This is a genomic window from Asaia astilbis JCM 15831 (genome assembly GCF_000613845.1).
Lineage (GTDB): Bacteria > Pseudomonadota > Alphaproteobacteria > Acetobacterales > Acetobacteraceae > Asaia > Asaia astilbis.
Genome location: NZ_BAJT01000002.1, coordinates 205,320 through 218,305 on the forward strand (window position 1 = coordinate 205,320; position 12,986 = coordinate 218,305).

At 58.4% G+C, this 12,986-nt stretch carries 9 protein-coding genes and 2 pseudogenes; 3 read left to right on the forward strand and 8 right to left on the reverse strand.

The features are described 5' to 3' along the window. Positions 1–29 precede the first annotated feature (29 nt). Both JCM15831_RS15985 and JCM15831_RS02365 read left to right on the forward strand, forming a co-directional pair. Positions 30–1,073 (forward strand): LLM class flavin-dependent oxidoreductase, encoded by a 1,044-nt coding sequence (locus JCM15831_RS15985; protein WP_456303421.1) that lies wholly within the window; start codon positions 30–32, stop codon positions 1,071–1,073. Between the two features lie 74 nt (positions 1,074–1,147). After that, a complete protein-coding gene (locus JCM15831_RS02365; RefSeq protein WP_025822462.1) occupies positions 1,148–3,364 on the forward strand; it encodes a TonB-dependent siderophore receptor in 2,217 nt (738 codons plus the stop codon). Between the two features lie 94 nt (positions 3,365–3,458). Here JCM15831_RS02365 and JCM15831_RS02370 read toward each other — a convergent pair whose 3' ends face one another. Then, positions 3,459–3,911, reverse strand: coding sequence for an SRPBCC domain-containing protein (locus tag JCM15831_RS02370; protein ID WP_051528251.1), 453 nt, complete (start codon positions 3,909–3,911; stop codon positions 3,459–3,461). 129 nt (positions 3,912–4,040) lie between these two features. Between JCM15831_RS02370 and JCM15831_RS02375 the strand changes: the two genes are divergently transcribed. Next, entirely contained in the window at positions 4,041–4,922 is an 882-nt protein-coding gene (locus tag JCM15831_RS02375) for a LysR family transcriptional regulator (RefSeq protein ID WP_025822466.1), read from the forward strand. Between the two features lie 160 nt (positions 4,923–5,082). On the opposite strand, the gene JCM15831_RS22230 is transcribed toward JCM15831_RS02375, so the two are convergent. From JCM15831_RS22230 to JCM15831_RS16005, 7 genes and pseudogenes are all read right to left on the reverse strand, one after another. Next, positions 5,083–5,742 carry an LLM class flavin-dependent oxidoreductase gene (locus JCM15831_RS22230; RefSeq protein ID WP_373277598.1) on the reverse strand — a complete coding sequence of 220 codons (660 nt, stop codon included), beginning with the start codon at positions 5,740–5,742 and terminating at the stop codon, positions 5,083–5,085. A 32-nt stretch (positions 5,743–5,774) separates the two neighbouring features. Beyond that, positions 5,775–6,386: an LLM class flavin-dependent oxidoreductase gene (locus JCM15831_RS22235; protein WP_232227947.1), complete on the reverse strand. Its 612-nt coding sequence runs from the start codon at positions 6,384–6,386 to the stop codon at positions 5,775–5,777. Between the two features lie 27 nt (positions 6,387–6,413). Then, positions 6,414–7,382 carry an aliphatic sulfonate ABC transporter substrate-binding protein gene (locus JCM15831_RS02390; protein WP_051528252.1) on the reverse strand — a complete coding sequence of 323 codons (969 nt, stop codon included), beginning with the start codon at positions 7,380–7,382 and terminating at the stop codon, positions 6,414–6,416. After that, positions 7,357–8,370: a TonB-dependent receptor domain-containing protein gene (locus tag JCM15831_RS22240; RefSeq protein WP_306301806.1), complete on the reverse strand. Its 1,014-nt coding sequence runs from the start codon at positions 8,368–8,370 to the stop codon at positions 7,357–7,359. Before JCM15831_RS22240 ends, JCM15831_RS02390 begins: the two co-directional genes overlap by 26 nt. A gap of 1,067 nt (positions 8,371–9,437) precedes the next feature. Beyond that, positions 9,438–9,728: pseudogene (locus JCM15831_RS22245) on the reverse strand (TonB-dependent receptor plug domain-containing protein); the annotation flags it as partial. Positions 9,729–10,706: 978 nt separating this feature from the next. Then, the gene (gene cynS / locus JCM15831_RS02400) at positions 10,707–11,204 is read right to left on the reverse strand and encodes a cyanase (RefSeq protein ID WP_025822470.1); all 498 of its coding nucleotides are present in this window, start codon (positions 11,202–11,204) and stop codon (positions 10,707–10,709) included. A 614-nt stretch (positions 11,205–11,818) separates the two neighbouring features. Continuing rightward, positions 11,819–12,906: pseudogene (locus JCM15831_RS16005) on the reverse strand (LLM class flavin-dependent oxidoreductase). Positions 12,907–12,986: the final 80 nt, after the last annotated feature.

Consider the following 12,986-nt stretch of genomic DNA (forward strand, 5'->3'; position numbering starts at 1 on the left):
GACATCTAAAAACTGATGTCGGAAAATCAATGTCTGTCGAATTCATCGGCTACGTGTCGGCGCGTGAGCAAAGCGAAACCATTTCTCCCTCCGGGCCGGAAGTCGATACCGGATATATTGCCGCAACAGCCCTGCTGCACGAGCGCGCGGGCTTCGACCGCGCTCTGGTCGCCTTCCATTCGAGTTCGCCCGAAAGCCTTCTGATCGCCCAGCATGCGGCCTCTGTCACGACGCAACTCGGGTTGTTGATCGCCCATAGGCCCGGTTTCACCGCCCCTACCCTCGCCGCGCGGCAATTCGCCACCCTCGATCATCTGAGCAAGGGCCGCGTTGCCGTGCATGTCATCACGGGCGGCAACGATCAGGAGCTCAAGGCCGATGGCGATTACCTGACCAAGACAGAGCGCTACGCCCGAACGGCTGAATATCTCGAAGTGCTACGCCGGGAATGGACATCCAATAAGCCCTTCGACCATAGCGGCGCTCACTATCATCTCGAGGGAGCGCATTCCGACGTCAAACCCTATCGTCAAGAAGGCATACCCATCTATTTCGGCGGGGCGTCCGACGAGGCGATAGAGGTCGCAGCGCGACAGGCCGATGCTTATGCACTTTGGGGCGAAACCCTTGAAGGGACGAAGGAACTCATCCAGCGCGTGCGCAATGCCGCCGCTCTTCACCACCGATTCCCTCGTTTTTCAATCTCGTTTAGTCCCATCATCGCCGAGACGGAATCCCAGGCATGGGAGCGGGCAGCGGCAATTGAAGAAGAGATTCTGAAGCGTCAGAAACAGATCGATCAGCTTCCGACACCGAGCGCCCTCGACACAGCTGGCGTCTCACCCGAGCTGAAGGGCCTGCCGACCAATGAGGGCTCCAGACGTCTGCAGGCGCTCTCCGCTCGGGGAGACCGTCATGATTCGCGTCTCTGGACCGGCGTGACTCGGGCAACGGGTGGTCGCTGGAATTCGACGTCACTCGTCGGCACCGCCTCTCAGGTCGCTGAATCCCTTCTCGCCTATTACCGGCTCGGCATTGGCACTTTTCTCATTCGAGCTTCGACCGTTGCGTGACGCCCAGACCTACGGGCACGATCTTATCCCGATTGTCAGAGAACTTGTCGCGAAAGAGAAGGCGCACTCCCCCCATGGCTGAGCGACCTGACACCCCTCGCGGCACCGCTTCAACTCGTGCACGTCGCGGCAAGACTGCATCGCTTGTGGTCCTTGCCCTTGGATCTCCTGCATTTGCTTATGCCGCGCCCGTCCACAAGGCGGCACCGGATCGAAAGGCGCATGACAGGACGCAATCACACGGCAAGGACGAAAGCCGGAAAAAACCTGTTCTTGCCAAGACAGGCACAGAGACGGTCACAGTCCATGCCAACGCCCGAACGCCAAGGCTGGCCGGCAAAGTCTCGCTTGGAATTCTGGGAACGCGCTCCGAGCTCGACACGCCCTTTGCCGTCGCCTCGGCATCCGCTGCGCAAATCCAGAAGCTTCAGGCCGCCGACATCAACGATGTTTTCCGCTACGAACCCGGCATTCAGGAAAATTCGAATGGCGGCTCGACGGCGTCAGGGTCGAGTTTTCGTGTGCGCGGGCTGAATCTCGACTGGACCAATGGCTACAAGATCGACGGTCTCGCGATCCCTTACTGGTATATCGATATTCCGTTGGCGAATATCGACCGTTTGCAGCTCGTCAAAGGCGCGTCGGCCTTCATGTACGGGTTCGGCTCGCCGGGCGGCGTTCTCGATTACCAGCTCAAGGCCCCGGTTGAGGACCGCCAGATTGCAGCCGAGGCAGGATATCGATCCGACGCCGTCTTTCGTCAGATGCTCGATCTCGGCGGATCACTCGATCACGCCCATGCCATCCAGACCCGGTTTTCGTTTGGGAGCGAAGTTGGAGATCAGTATAATCAGAGCTTCGTCCGCAATCTGTCGCTTTCCTTTACGACACGCGTGCGCCTGGCGGACTCCCTGCACTGGAATTTCAGCAGTTTTTACATGAATACCCTGCAAAAAGGCATGGTGAACGGTGTCGCCGTTGCAAACGGCTTGACGTCGCTGGAAACGATCAGTGGCAGGGCGCCTTTCGGAGCCGCAGGGTCATGGAAGACGAACGATCTGAAACGCTTCAGCACGGGTCTGGACTGGGATATCGCCCCAAACTGGAAAGCATCCATCGTCTACGGCTTTACGCATCTGGATGAGCGTTTTCCCTCCAATCAGGTCACTTTCACCAGCCCGACCGGGAATTACTACAACCAGAGTTTCCAGCAGACGCGCGTGCTGACCTATCATCAGGTCAATGCTTCGGTAGATGGTCATTTCACAACCGGCCCCTTCAGACATGACGTCACAATTGGTCTGACCTGGCTGCGACAGCTTTTTGACGCCGATGCAGCGTCCGGCACTGCGCCTTTGAAGGAATACGGCAATATCCATGTCAACCGCCCCACGCTGACCAACGCAACGGCTTACAACCCCCGGCTTTATCGCTATGTTGATTACCTTCAGCTCGCGCCTTTCTGGATGGATACGATAAGCTGGCATCGCTGGTCGTTGATGGCCGGCGCCCGATATACCGATTATCATGAGAATGATTACCTGCCTTCGGGGAGCACGACCGCTGCGCATCGCAACAATCCGGTGACGCCCCTGGTCTCGCTTTCCTACAAGCCTGAACCGGACATCAATCTCTATTTCAGCGATGTCGAGGCCATGCAGGCAGGCGGTCAGGCAGGCTCGACCAACGTCAATTACATGCAGGTTTTTGGCCCGATCCGCAGTGAGGAATATGAGCTTGGCCTGAAGATCCAGAAAAAACGATGGAGCGGCACGCTCGCAGTTTACCGTCTCGACACCGGGGCAGCCTACACCAACGCGCAGAACTATTACGTGCAGGACGGTATCTCTCGCTATCAGGGTGTTGAGGCATCGGCAGGCTGGCAGGCCACGAGAGATCTGACGATGGGTGGAAGCCTGACTTACCTCGATGCACGCTATGTGAAGGCCGCCGCCGGTTATGCCGGGCGCAAACTTGAAGCGGTTGCGCCTTTTCAGGCTGCATTCAGCGCAGATTATGCGCCACCTTTCATCAAGTCTTTCGTCTTCTCGGCAGGGTTTAACTACGTTTCATCGAGCTGGCTCGACGCCGCCAATACGTTCCGGCTTCCCTCCTACATCGTCGGCAATGTCGGAGCGAGCTACGTCGCCCATCTGAGCGGGCACAAGCTGACCTTGCGAGCAGGAACGCAGAATATCGGCAATGTTCAATACTGGGTCAGCCGCGGTAATCGTGGCCTCTTCCCCGGTGCGCCCAGAACGGCAACGCTGAGCGCGCGTCTCGAACTGTGAGGCGCCAAAACTCCCTTGGCTGAAACCGGGGGAGCGCATTTTATCTTCTCAGCGCTTCAGCGTCTCGCAACAAAAAGACGGCTTTCGCTCTCGATCACTGCAAACTCTCGGCACGGGTTTTGAGTGCTTCGTTCATTTCTATAAACCCCGACCGAACCGTCTCAACATCGAAGAACCAGAGCATGATGCCGAAAAAGGCCTCGCTCTGGCGAAACAATGTTCCCATATCGGTGGGAATAAGCTCGAATTCATGAGTTCCTGTGAAGAGCCCGGGGAGCCCCAGTAGCTTGCCGACCCATATCAGACGTCGTTCGGGCACGACCGAGAGAATTTTCGGGTGAAAAGCCATCCCGCGCCTATTCCCGTTACCCCGCAATCGCACAGTCAGTGTCTGATCGATTTTCAGCGAGCCGGTCAGTTCGCAGAAAAGAGGGTTCCAGTTGGGGAATGACGATGTTTCCGTAAGCGCCCTCCATACATGCGCGGGGGAAGCCTTGATCTCAATATGTGTTGCAATATCACGGCTCGGAATAAGAAATCTGACCAAGTAAGTTTCTCCTGAAGAGCCCAGAACACGCATTCGAGGCGTATTTTAAGGCATCGAAGAGCCAGAAATTAAGGTGTTCTCCAGAGCTTACCCATTGCGAAACAGGGAAGAGTTTCTCTACATTTTTGTATGGATCAGATCGATTTGCATCTTTGGCGGAGCTTTGCCGCCGCGTGTCGTGCAGGCTCCCTTTCCGGGGCCGCGCGCGCCCTGAGCTCAACGCAGCCAACGGTGAGCCGTCAGATCGCTCAGCTGGAAGCCCAGATCGGTCACACCCTGTTTTCCCGATCCCGATCCGGCCTCATCCCGACGGAGCATGCGAGGTCTCTCATGACCCTTGCCGCCTCCATGATCGATCAGGCCGAAACGCTCGAACGACTGGCAAGGTCGGGCAGCTCAACCGAGACGACCGCCCTCACGCTCACAGCGAGCCAGATTACTGGCACCGCTATTTTGCCGCCTCTCCTCTCGGCCTTTTACAACTCTCATCCTGCCCTCCGACTGACGCTCTCACTGAGCGAGACCACTGAGAACGTGCTCGAGCGCGAGGCCGATATCGCAATACGCCACACAGCGCCAATGCAGCAGGAACTTTGGGGCCGCAGGATCGGCACGGTACCGATCAAGCTTTTCGCCCATCGTGAGTATCTGGAGAAACATGGTCCGCCCTCCTCTCTGGCAGACCTGCCACGACACCGCCTGATCGCCTCGACGGCTCATTTGCGCGACATCCCCGAACTGGCTGCACTCGGATTGACGCCCGCGTTCAGCTGTCGCGACGATATCGGTCTGCTCGCAGCACTAAGGGCGGGTGTCGGGATTGGCTATTCTCAGGCGCCCCTCGCCTCCGGCTATCCGGAGCTCCTTCCAGTTCTGCCGGATTATGTTCCGGCCACTCTTCCTTTCTGGGTCGTCACCCATCGGGATCTTCGAAATGTCCCGAGCATCCGCACACTGATGCAGTTTCTTGCGGAGGCCTTGGGCGCCTATTGCCGCCAAGCTGGATCATGACCCCTGAGCGGCCCTTTCACCTGCGACGGCGCGAATGAAGCGAAAGAGCGACGCGCTCATGGTCAAGCGATGCGCCTGCATCGGAAACGCTCAAACGCTTCCGGCTTTGACCGAAGGTACGAAAGGGCTGAGTGTAATTTTCCGAAGCACCGGACCGCTATCATGCAAGCCCGAGAGTCTCGCGCAGGCTCCCTCCCTCATAGCCCTCTGGCAGCAGGCCTCGCCTTTGCAGCTCGGGGCATAAAAGAGAGACGACATCGCGTATGCCATCGGGCGCGGAGGTGAACATGATGTTGAAACCGTCTGCCGCGCCGGACCTGAACCAGCCTTCCATATCATCCGCTACGCTTCTGGGCGTGCCGACGATGATCCGGTGTCCGCCTCTGGTAAATGTCCGCAAAACGTCGCGCACATAGGGTTTTTGACGGCGGATCCAGTCGACGATCAACGATTGCCTGCTTTTATGGGAATTCGTGCCCGCAACCTCCCCGATCACGATCGGCTTGTTCTCGGGCCAGACGGAGAGATCGATCCCGAGACTGGCGTAACGTGACAGGGCCCGCAGCGTCTCCGCCTGGTCGAGGTGGCCGAGATAAGCCTCGAAAGCGGCCCGCGCGTCCGCCTCCGTAGGGCGGATAAAAGGAGCAAGACCGGGCAGGATCCGCAGATGCTCCGGGCCACGCCCAAAACCAGCCGCTTTTTCGAGAAGCAGAGAACGGTAGTCACGGGCTGCGTCCACATCCCAGGCTGCGGTGTAGATCACTTCGCCGATCCGTGCCGCCAGAGCGACACCGGGGCCTGAGGCCCCTGCCTGTGCCAAAACGGGGCGTCTCTGGACTGTCGGCGGCGTATTCAGCGGACCTGCAACACGGAAATGTGGACCGGAATGATTGAGAGGCCGTAATCCTGATGGATCGAGCCACTGCCCCGTCTCGCGGTCTCGTGGATAGCGTCGGGTGAGACACTATCCCATAGCCCTGTGACGACATCGACGAACTCTTCTGCCCGCACGTAGCGATCAGCATGAGCGACATGCGCGTCATGGCCGAAATTTTCGCCACCGCCCGTGCCCGTCACGACATTCCAGCCCGCACGGCCCTTGCTCAACCTGTCAAGCGATGCCACCCGACGGGCCAGATTGTAAGGCTCGTTATAGGTCGTGTTGGCCGTGCCGATCAGCCCGATATGCCGTGACGTGACTGCAAGTGCTGCCAGCAGCATGAACGTGTCCCAACGCGGAATACCCGGGTCACGCTCAAACGTCGCCGGGTCGGGCAAGGTCCCTACCGTGTCGAACAGAAAGATGGCGTCGAACCGGCCCTTTTCCAGAAGAGCCACATAGTCACGGTACCGCTCGAAGACGAGATCGGCGTCGATATCCGCACTGGGGTCACGCCACGCATCGCCGTTGACAGCGCCGCCTGAGAGATAAGCTCCTAAGGTAAAGCGACGCTTGAATGCCACGGCTCTGTCCTCTCTTGCCGAAGATCGTCAGAAACGGAAACTGGTGTCCATCGCCGCCTGCACATCGAGATGCGAGGGGATCATGCGCGTCGCAGCCATGAAATCGGCCACATGCTGCTGGGCGGTAACAACTTCAGGTGTCAGCGGGACGATGCTGCCCCGCATTCCCCGGACGACCTCCCGCGCAACCGGAACGGACAACCCTACCTCACCCGCCCATGTTGCTGCATAGAGATCCTCATGCGCGCCCATCCAGCGATAACCGGCCGATAGGGCTCTCAGATAGGCCGCCACCGCGTCCGGTCTGGCCGCGATGGTGTCCTGTCTGGCGACGATGTAGCTTAGTCCGCTCATCAATTTGCCGCCGTTGACAATCTCGCGGGCCCCGTCGCTGATCTTGGCATCGGCGATATAAGGGCCCCATGTCGCCCAGGCGTCGACCGCCCCGGTCTGCAAGGCAAGCTTTGCCGAAGTAGGCGGAATGAAGACGAAATTTACTGCATCATCGGGCAAGCCCGCTTCTCTCAAGGCTGCGAGCGTCAGGTAGTGCCCGGTCTGTGCCCGAAGGGTTGCAACGCGCTTGCCTTTCAGATCCGCAATGCTCCGGATGGCGCTGTCCCGCTGCACGACGAGTGCGGTTGTGGTTCCGTCCGTGCGTAGACCCGCTACTGCCCGGATGGGCGATCCCCCAGCCTGAGCAAAGACCAGGGGCGCATCGCCGATGGCCCCGACTTCAACCGCGCCCGCCGTCATCGCCTGAATAAGCATTGGCGCACCGGCAAACAGCACCCAGTTGATCGACGTGGCCGGTACAGCCGCCCCGGCAGCCGAGAGAAGCGAGCGCACACCGCCTTTCTGGTCTCCGACAAGGAGAGGTTGTCCCGCAGCCGCACGCGCGCGCGACGATGAAAGTGCGAGCGCACCCAGCGTTGTGCCGAGAAGCGCCCGTCGGCCGAGCATCAGGCGATAATCACCAGGACCAGGCGAGCTTTCCATAGAAATAACCTCCTTCTGCGCCGTAGATTGCGGCGGAGCTGTAATTGGGATTGACCTGCAGGAGTGACGTTGCGCTCTGCGCCAGAGGACTGAGCGTCTGAGGCCGGTGGTTGAAGACGTTGGTACCTCCGATCGACGCAGCCAGACCGTGGGAGAACCGATAAGTCAGGTCAAAATCGACAAGCCACGCCGGAGCCACGGTTTCGTCATAGGCTGCCCCTCTGTCACTCAATGCTTTGGTCGCAGAATAGCGCGACAGGCGCAGCGTCGTCGTCCAGCGATGGTAATTCCAGTTCACGATCGCACGGAGCGTGTTGCGCGGATAGAGCGTCGTGATGTTTCCGATCTGACTACGAAACAGGCCGCTCACCCCCGAGCCGAGATTGACGTTCAGCGGGTTGATGCGAAGCACCGAATGCTGCTGCTGGTTCATCATCACTGTCCAAGAAACATTACCGTAACGCCCAAAATCGGACAGGTAATGCGCCTGCAGATCGAGCCCGAGTGCTCTCGTATGAGCGGCATTACGCTCATAGGTGTAGCCGTAATAGCGCCCGTCATTGGGAACGACCCCGGCATCGTGCAACAATTGGAGGACACGAGGCCCTGCGACACCGGAGCCCGCGACGGAAATCGGCACGATCTGATTGAAGATATCGATCCGGTAGGCATCGAGCGAGATATCGAGATGACGCAAGGGTGTTGCGACCGCACCGACGCTGAAATTATGCGACGTCTCCGGCTTGAGCGCGGTCGCACCAAGTGCGCGCGCACCGGGATTATCGACAGAGGCATAATTTGTGTAGGATTGCACCAGCTGGTTCGTGCTCGGCAGGATACTGTAATACAGCGCCGTGCTCTGGAAATGTTCCTGCTGGAGCGTCGGCGCATGAAAGCCGTTACTGGCCGAGCCACGTAGGGCCAGCCAGCGCGTCGCCTGATAGCGGGTTGAGACCTTGCCTGCCAGGCATTGCCAAAATCGCTGTATTGCTCGTCACGGCCTGACAGCGCCACCGTCCAGTCCCGCGTGATTGCCTGTGACAGGTCGAGGTAAAAAGCCCCGTTCATGCGAGAATAGGATCCGGCCTGAGACTGTGATGTTGCCCCGAGGCCCGATGCTCCCGGCAATGCGACACTCGCTTGAGGAAACACATAGCTGGCAGGATAGACATAACCGCCATCGGCGTAGGAGGCGCTGTCTCCGGCGGCAACGTCATAGCCATTATACCGATATTCAAGACCAGCGGCGACCTGCAACGGCCTCGAGAACACACCGGTGTTGAAACCGCGTCTGATGTCGAAATCAGCGGTCAGCTCCGAATTCGTGAGCGTCTGAAGGTGGAAATTATGCGGGCTGGTCGGGCCAAGGGAATTGTTGAGCGTGTTCTGGATACCCACCGAGGCCGCATCACGCCCGTAATTAACGCTTCCATCCCAGTGCCATCCGAAGAAATTGTCGCCCTTGATCCCCGTCGTGAACTGGAAGTCCTGATCGTCGGTCGTGTCCGTCGGCAGATATCCATCGGGATAAACCGATAGGATATTCTGTTGGGAGTTGGACGGACGATACCACGCGGAAGCGAAAATACTCCGATGGCTATAGGTCGCGAAGGAATACAGCGTCGCCGCTGAGGACAGAGGAAGCTCGAGATTATAAGCCACGCTCTGACGCTGGCTCTCCGGCTGGCCAGAAATCTGGCGATAACGATCCCCTTTCTCGCGAGGATCCTGACTACCATTGGCCAGCAAGGGATAGAGCAGCACAGGCTTGCCGCCTTGAGTATACGGAACGTAGCCCGCGTTATTCGTCGCCTGATTGCCGACGAATTCAGCCGTCACGTTGACGAACCCTTTCGGCCCGAGATGGAAACCCTGATTATAGGACAGGTTACCGCCCCGCCCGTAATCGCCGAGAGGCCCGACGGTCCAGCCGTATTGATTATAACCCAGCTCTGCACGGCCACCATGATCGGCAGTCTTGAGGATGATGTTGACCACGCCTGCAATGGCGTCAGAGCCGTATTGCGCGGCAGCACCGTCTTTTAGAATTTCGATATGATCGATGGCCGCCATGGGAATGAGATCGAGATCGACGGGCGACTGCCCCTGCATGGCGCCACCGTAGAAAACCGATGCCATCGTATGGCGGCGCTTGCCGTTGACGAGGACGAGCGTCTCATTGGCTGGCAGCCCCCTCAGCGAAGCCGTCTTGGTGGTAAAACCAAGCTGACCCGGATAGCCCGGTGTGTTGTTGATCGAAGGGTCGAGCGCTGCAAGCGCCGTGCGCAAACTTGTCTGCCCTGTTCGCCGCAGGTCGGTCGCGCTGTAGATCGCAATCGGTGCCATGCTTTTTGCAGCACGCACGGCAGTCCGGGTGCCGGTGACAACAACCTGCTCGGCTGAAAGAGAGGGATCTTCGGAGGCCAGTGCAGGCACTGCGAAGGCGCCGAGAACGACGCTTGAACTTGCAAAAATAAAAGGGGATCGCACCGGTCTCTCGTCTTTCTCGCCATGTTACACAGCGGAAATAATCATTTCGAATACAGAACCGTAAAACGAGTTAAATCAATGCGGAGTATAACGAAACGTCAACAATGTGGCACTGGGTGCTGTCACGTTAACTGTGGCGTGTCAGAGGCGAGCGATGAGAGCGTCATTTGCGCGCTACAAATGACGCCGATTTCCTCGTGAGTTTTCATTGCCTATGCGATTTGGCTGCATTTCCGCTTCCCGCTGAGCTTTCGTCTTGTCAAAAATATGCCGCAGACCGGTCGGGGCACCTAGGAAGCCGAACGTTTACTGGTCAGACTTTCAAAACCGTAGGGTTTTCGGCCCATGCGCATGATCACAGACAAGCTCAAAACCTACGGAGCAGCGAGACGCAAGATACGTCTCTCTAACCAGCATCTCTCGCACGAGGGGCTGAACAATCGAGCAGAGAACAGTCATCTTCCCCTGCGAAACGCGGATGTATCATGCCGCACTCCCACTCAATGGACGGATGTCAGCGCTTCATCCCCACCTTCTCCGCTATCAGAACTCACTTCGTTCCGTCCGCGTCCGTCACCAGCCCTCTTTCCCGGCACATCCACCGTCTCAGGGCTTTCGCCCAATGGAACAGTGCGACCAGTCTCGGCGCCTGAATACCCGTTTCCCGGGCTTCGTTTACCTTACTTCAGCTGACGTGGCAGCACCCCCAGCGCTTGCAGCACATAACAGAGCCGACGGCAGAGGTAATTCTTGACCGCCTGTCCGCTGTTGGCCGGACGCCGGGATGCGCATGGCGTGAGACCTGCCGATCAAGTTGCATTCCGGCTCATACCATCAGGCCTCATCGTCTTCCTTAAAGCCATATTCCTGTACGCCTTGCTGGTGACCATAATACCGGTAGGGCAGAAACTTACCCGACATCGAGATGCGGACGCGGTCACCTTTCGGATTGGCTTCCCGTTTGAAATCGAAATCGAAGTCGATCGCGGACATGATCCCGTCTCCGAATTCCTCCTGGATCAATTCCTTCCAGGCTGGACCGTTGACCATGACCATTTCATAGAACCGGTAGAGCAGCGGATCGGTTGGCGGCATCGGCGTCCCTGTGCCGCGATAGGGCACTTCGTTGAGCATGTTTTGCTCGGCCTTGGTCAGGCCGAACAGCGCGGCTGCCCTGGCGGCCTGCGGCTTGACGAGCTTCATTTGTCCCAGAAGGGCCCCGACGATCAGCACGTCGGACATGCCTCCGATCTCGTCGCAGATGTGACGCCACGACCAGCTGTTTTCACGTTTGACATCGAGTATTTTCTCAGTCAGCTCTTCACGTTTCATCGCACGATTCCTTTTATGTGAGAACGGCCAGGCCACCCAGTGCATATGGTAGGACTGTTTACCCGAGGATCATGGCTCCCACATTTCACAGACATTGCACAATCCGTGAAGCAGCATCCTGCGCATAATTCCGTCGTCGCGCGCCGTCGTCCGGATCGTCCAACGTCGCTTCCGCTCGCGCTACATGAAGCTCCGCAATACCCACCATGCGCGCCCATAGCTGCAGGTAAAGCACCTGCTGGTCATGGATGTCCGATGGAAAATCCGGTCTCAGCACGACGCCACGCGCGGCACAGACGGCACTGTTGCAAAGTTTTCCCTCTTGTTTGAAACCGCTTTCCGTTTTGGTGTGAGGCGGTGCGGTTAGAGGTTTTCAGAGTCTTCGAGGTCATGCTTGCCTTGAAGAAAGGGCAGGCCAGACCCTGACAGCAGGCAAAGGGCATCATAGGAGAGATGCACCTGATCGAAAGGCAGTTCGGGATGTGCACCGTCTGAAAACCCGGAACATTGGGCCCACTTCAACCTTTGCCAGACCTTGCAACAGGGCCCGATCACCAGATTTTACTCCGGTGATCGGCTGAAACTCATCGCCTCGGGTCACGCCCTGTTCAGTGTCAGCTGGCTTCCGCACGATTCAGCGCGTCATACGCCGCGATCTTTTCGCGAACGACCGGCAAGAGATCACGGCCGTAGATCTCTGCATCACCTAGAGGGTCGAACCCACGGATCAGGAAATGATCGACGCCGAGGCGATAATATTCGAGCATGGCATCGGCCACTTGTTCCGGCGTACCGACCAGCCCGGTCGAATTCCCCGCTGCGCCCGTCAGCTGTGCCACACCTGTCCAGAGACGCTCATCCTGACGTAGCGAAGACGCCGTCTCCAGCAAACGCCGCGATCCGTCATTCGGTGGCGCATGATCCTTGATCGGTAATCCCAGACGCAGCCGGGCTTCGCGAACCTGCTCGACAATATCAGCGGCTTTTTTCCACGCCTCGGCCTCGGTCGCAGCGATGACCGGCCTCAGAGAAAGCGAAAAGCCGGGCGAACGGCCATAACGTGCCGCAGAAGCCCGCACCCGCGTAATGGTGTCGCGCGTTGCCGCCAGCGTTTCGCCCCATGTGGCGTACACATCGGCATGGCGCCCAGCGACTTCGATGGCTTCCGGGGACGTTCCTCCGAAGAAGACCGGCAGGTTATCGGGCTTGATGGCGCTCTGCGCTTTCCTGATGCGATAAAAGGCGCTTCGTGATCGAAGGGTGCCGTCGCAGTCCATTCCTGTCGCAGAATACCGAGATACTCATCCGAACGCGCGTAACGCTCTGACTTGGTCGTTCCGACATCGCCATCACGCGCCATGTCGTCATCCGCCCCCCCAGTGATGATATGCACGGCAACCCTGCCGCCCGAGAGCTGGTCGAGCGTGGCCAGCTGGCGCGCAGCGACCGTCGGCTGCGTAAATCCGGGTCTGTGGGCGACGAGAAAGCCAAGTCTGGTTGTCAGGGCGGCGCCATAGGCAGCAACGATCTGGCTCTCAGGTGTGTTGGAGCCGAACGGGATCAGAACACGGTCGAAGCCGCCCTCTTCCTGCACCCGCAGGGCGGAGCGGACATAGTCGAGATCAAGAGCGCGGTCGCGCTCCCCATGGATGGTTTCAGAGCTGTTATTGAAGCCGATATAGCCGATGAATTTGACGGGCATTGAGCCTTACTCCGTGATGACATTCTTCATCATCGGAGCGGCTATTCATCGGCAGCACAAACGAGTTTAAATGTTGGCTG

Coding starts and splice junctions, on each gene's coding strand:
- JCM15831_RS15985 (WP_456303421.1), top strand. CDS start 30: ATGTCTGTCGAATTCATCGGCTACGTGTCGGCGCGTGAGCAAAGCGAA.
- JCM15831_RS02365 (WP_025822462.1), top strand. CDS start 1,148: ATGGCTGAGCGACCTGACACCCCTCGCGGCACCGCTTCAACTCGTGCA.
- JCM15831_RS02375 (WP_025822466.1), top strand. CDS start 4,041: ATGGATCAGATCGATTTGCATCTTTGGCGGAGCTTTGCCGCCGCGTGT.
- JCM15831_RS02390 (WP_051528252.1), bottom strand. CDS start 7,382: ATGGAAAGCTCGCCTGGTCCTGGTGATTATCGCCTGATGCTCGGCCGA.
- cynS (WP_025822470.1), bottom strand. CDS start 11,204: ATGAAACGTGAAGAGCTGACTGAGAAAATACTCGATGTCAAACGTGAA.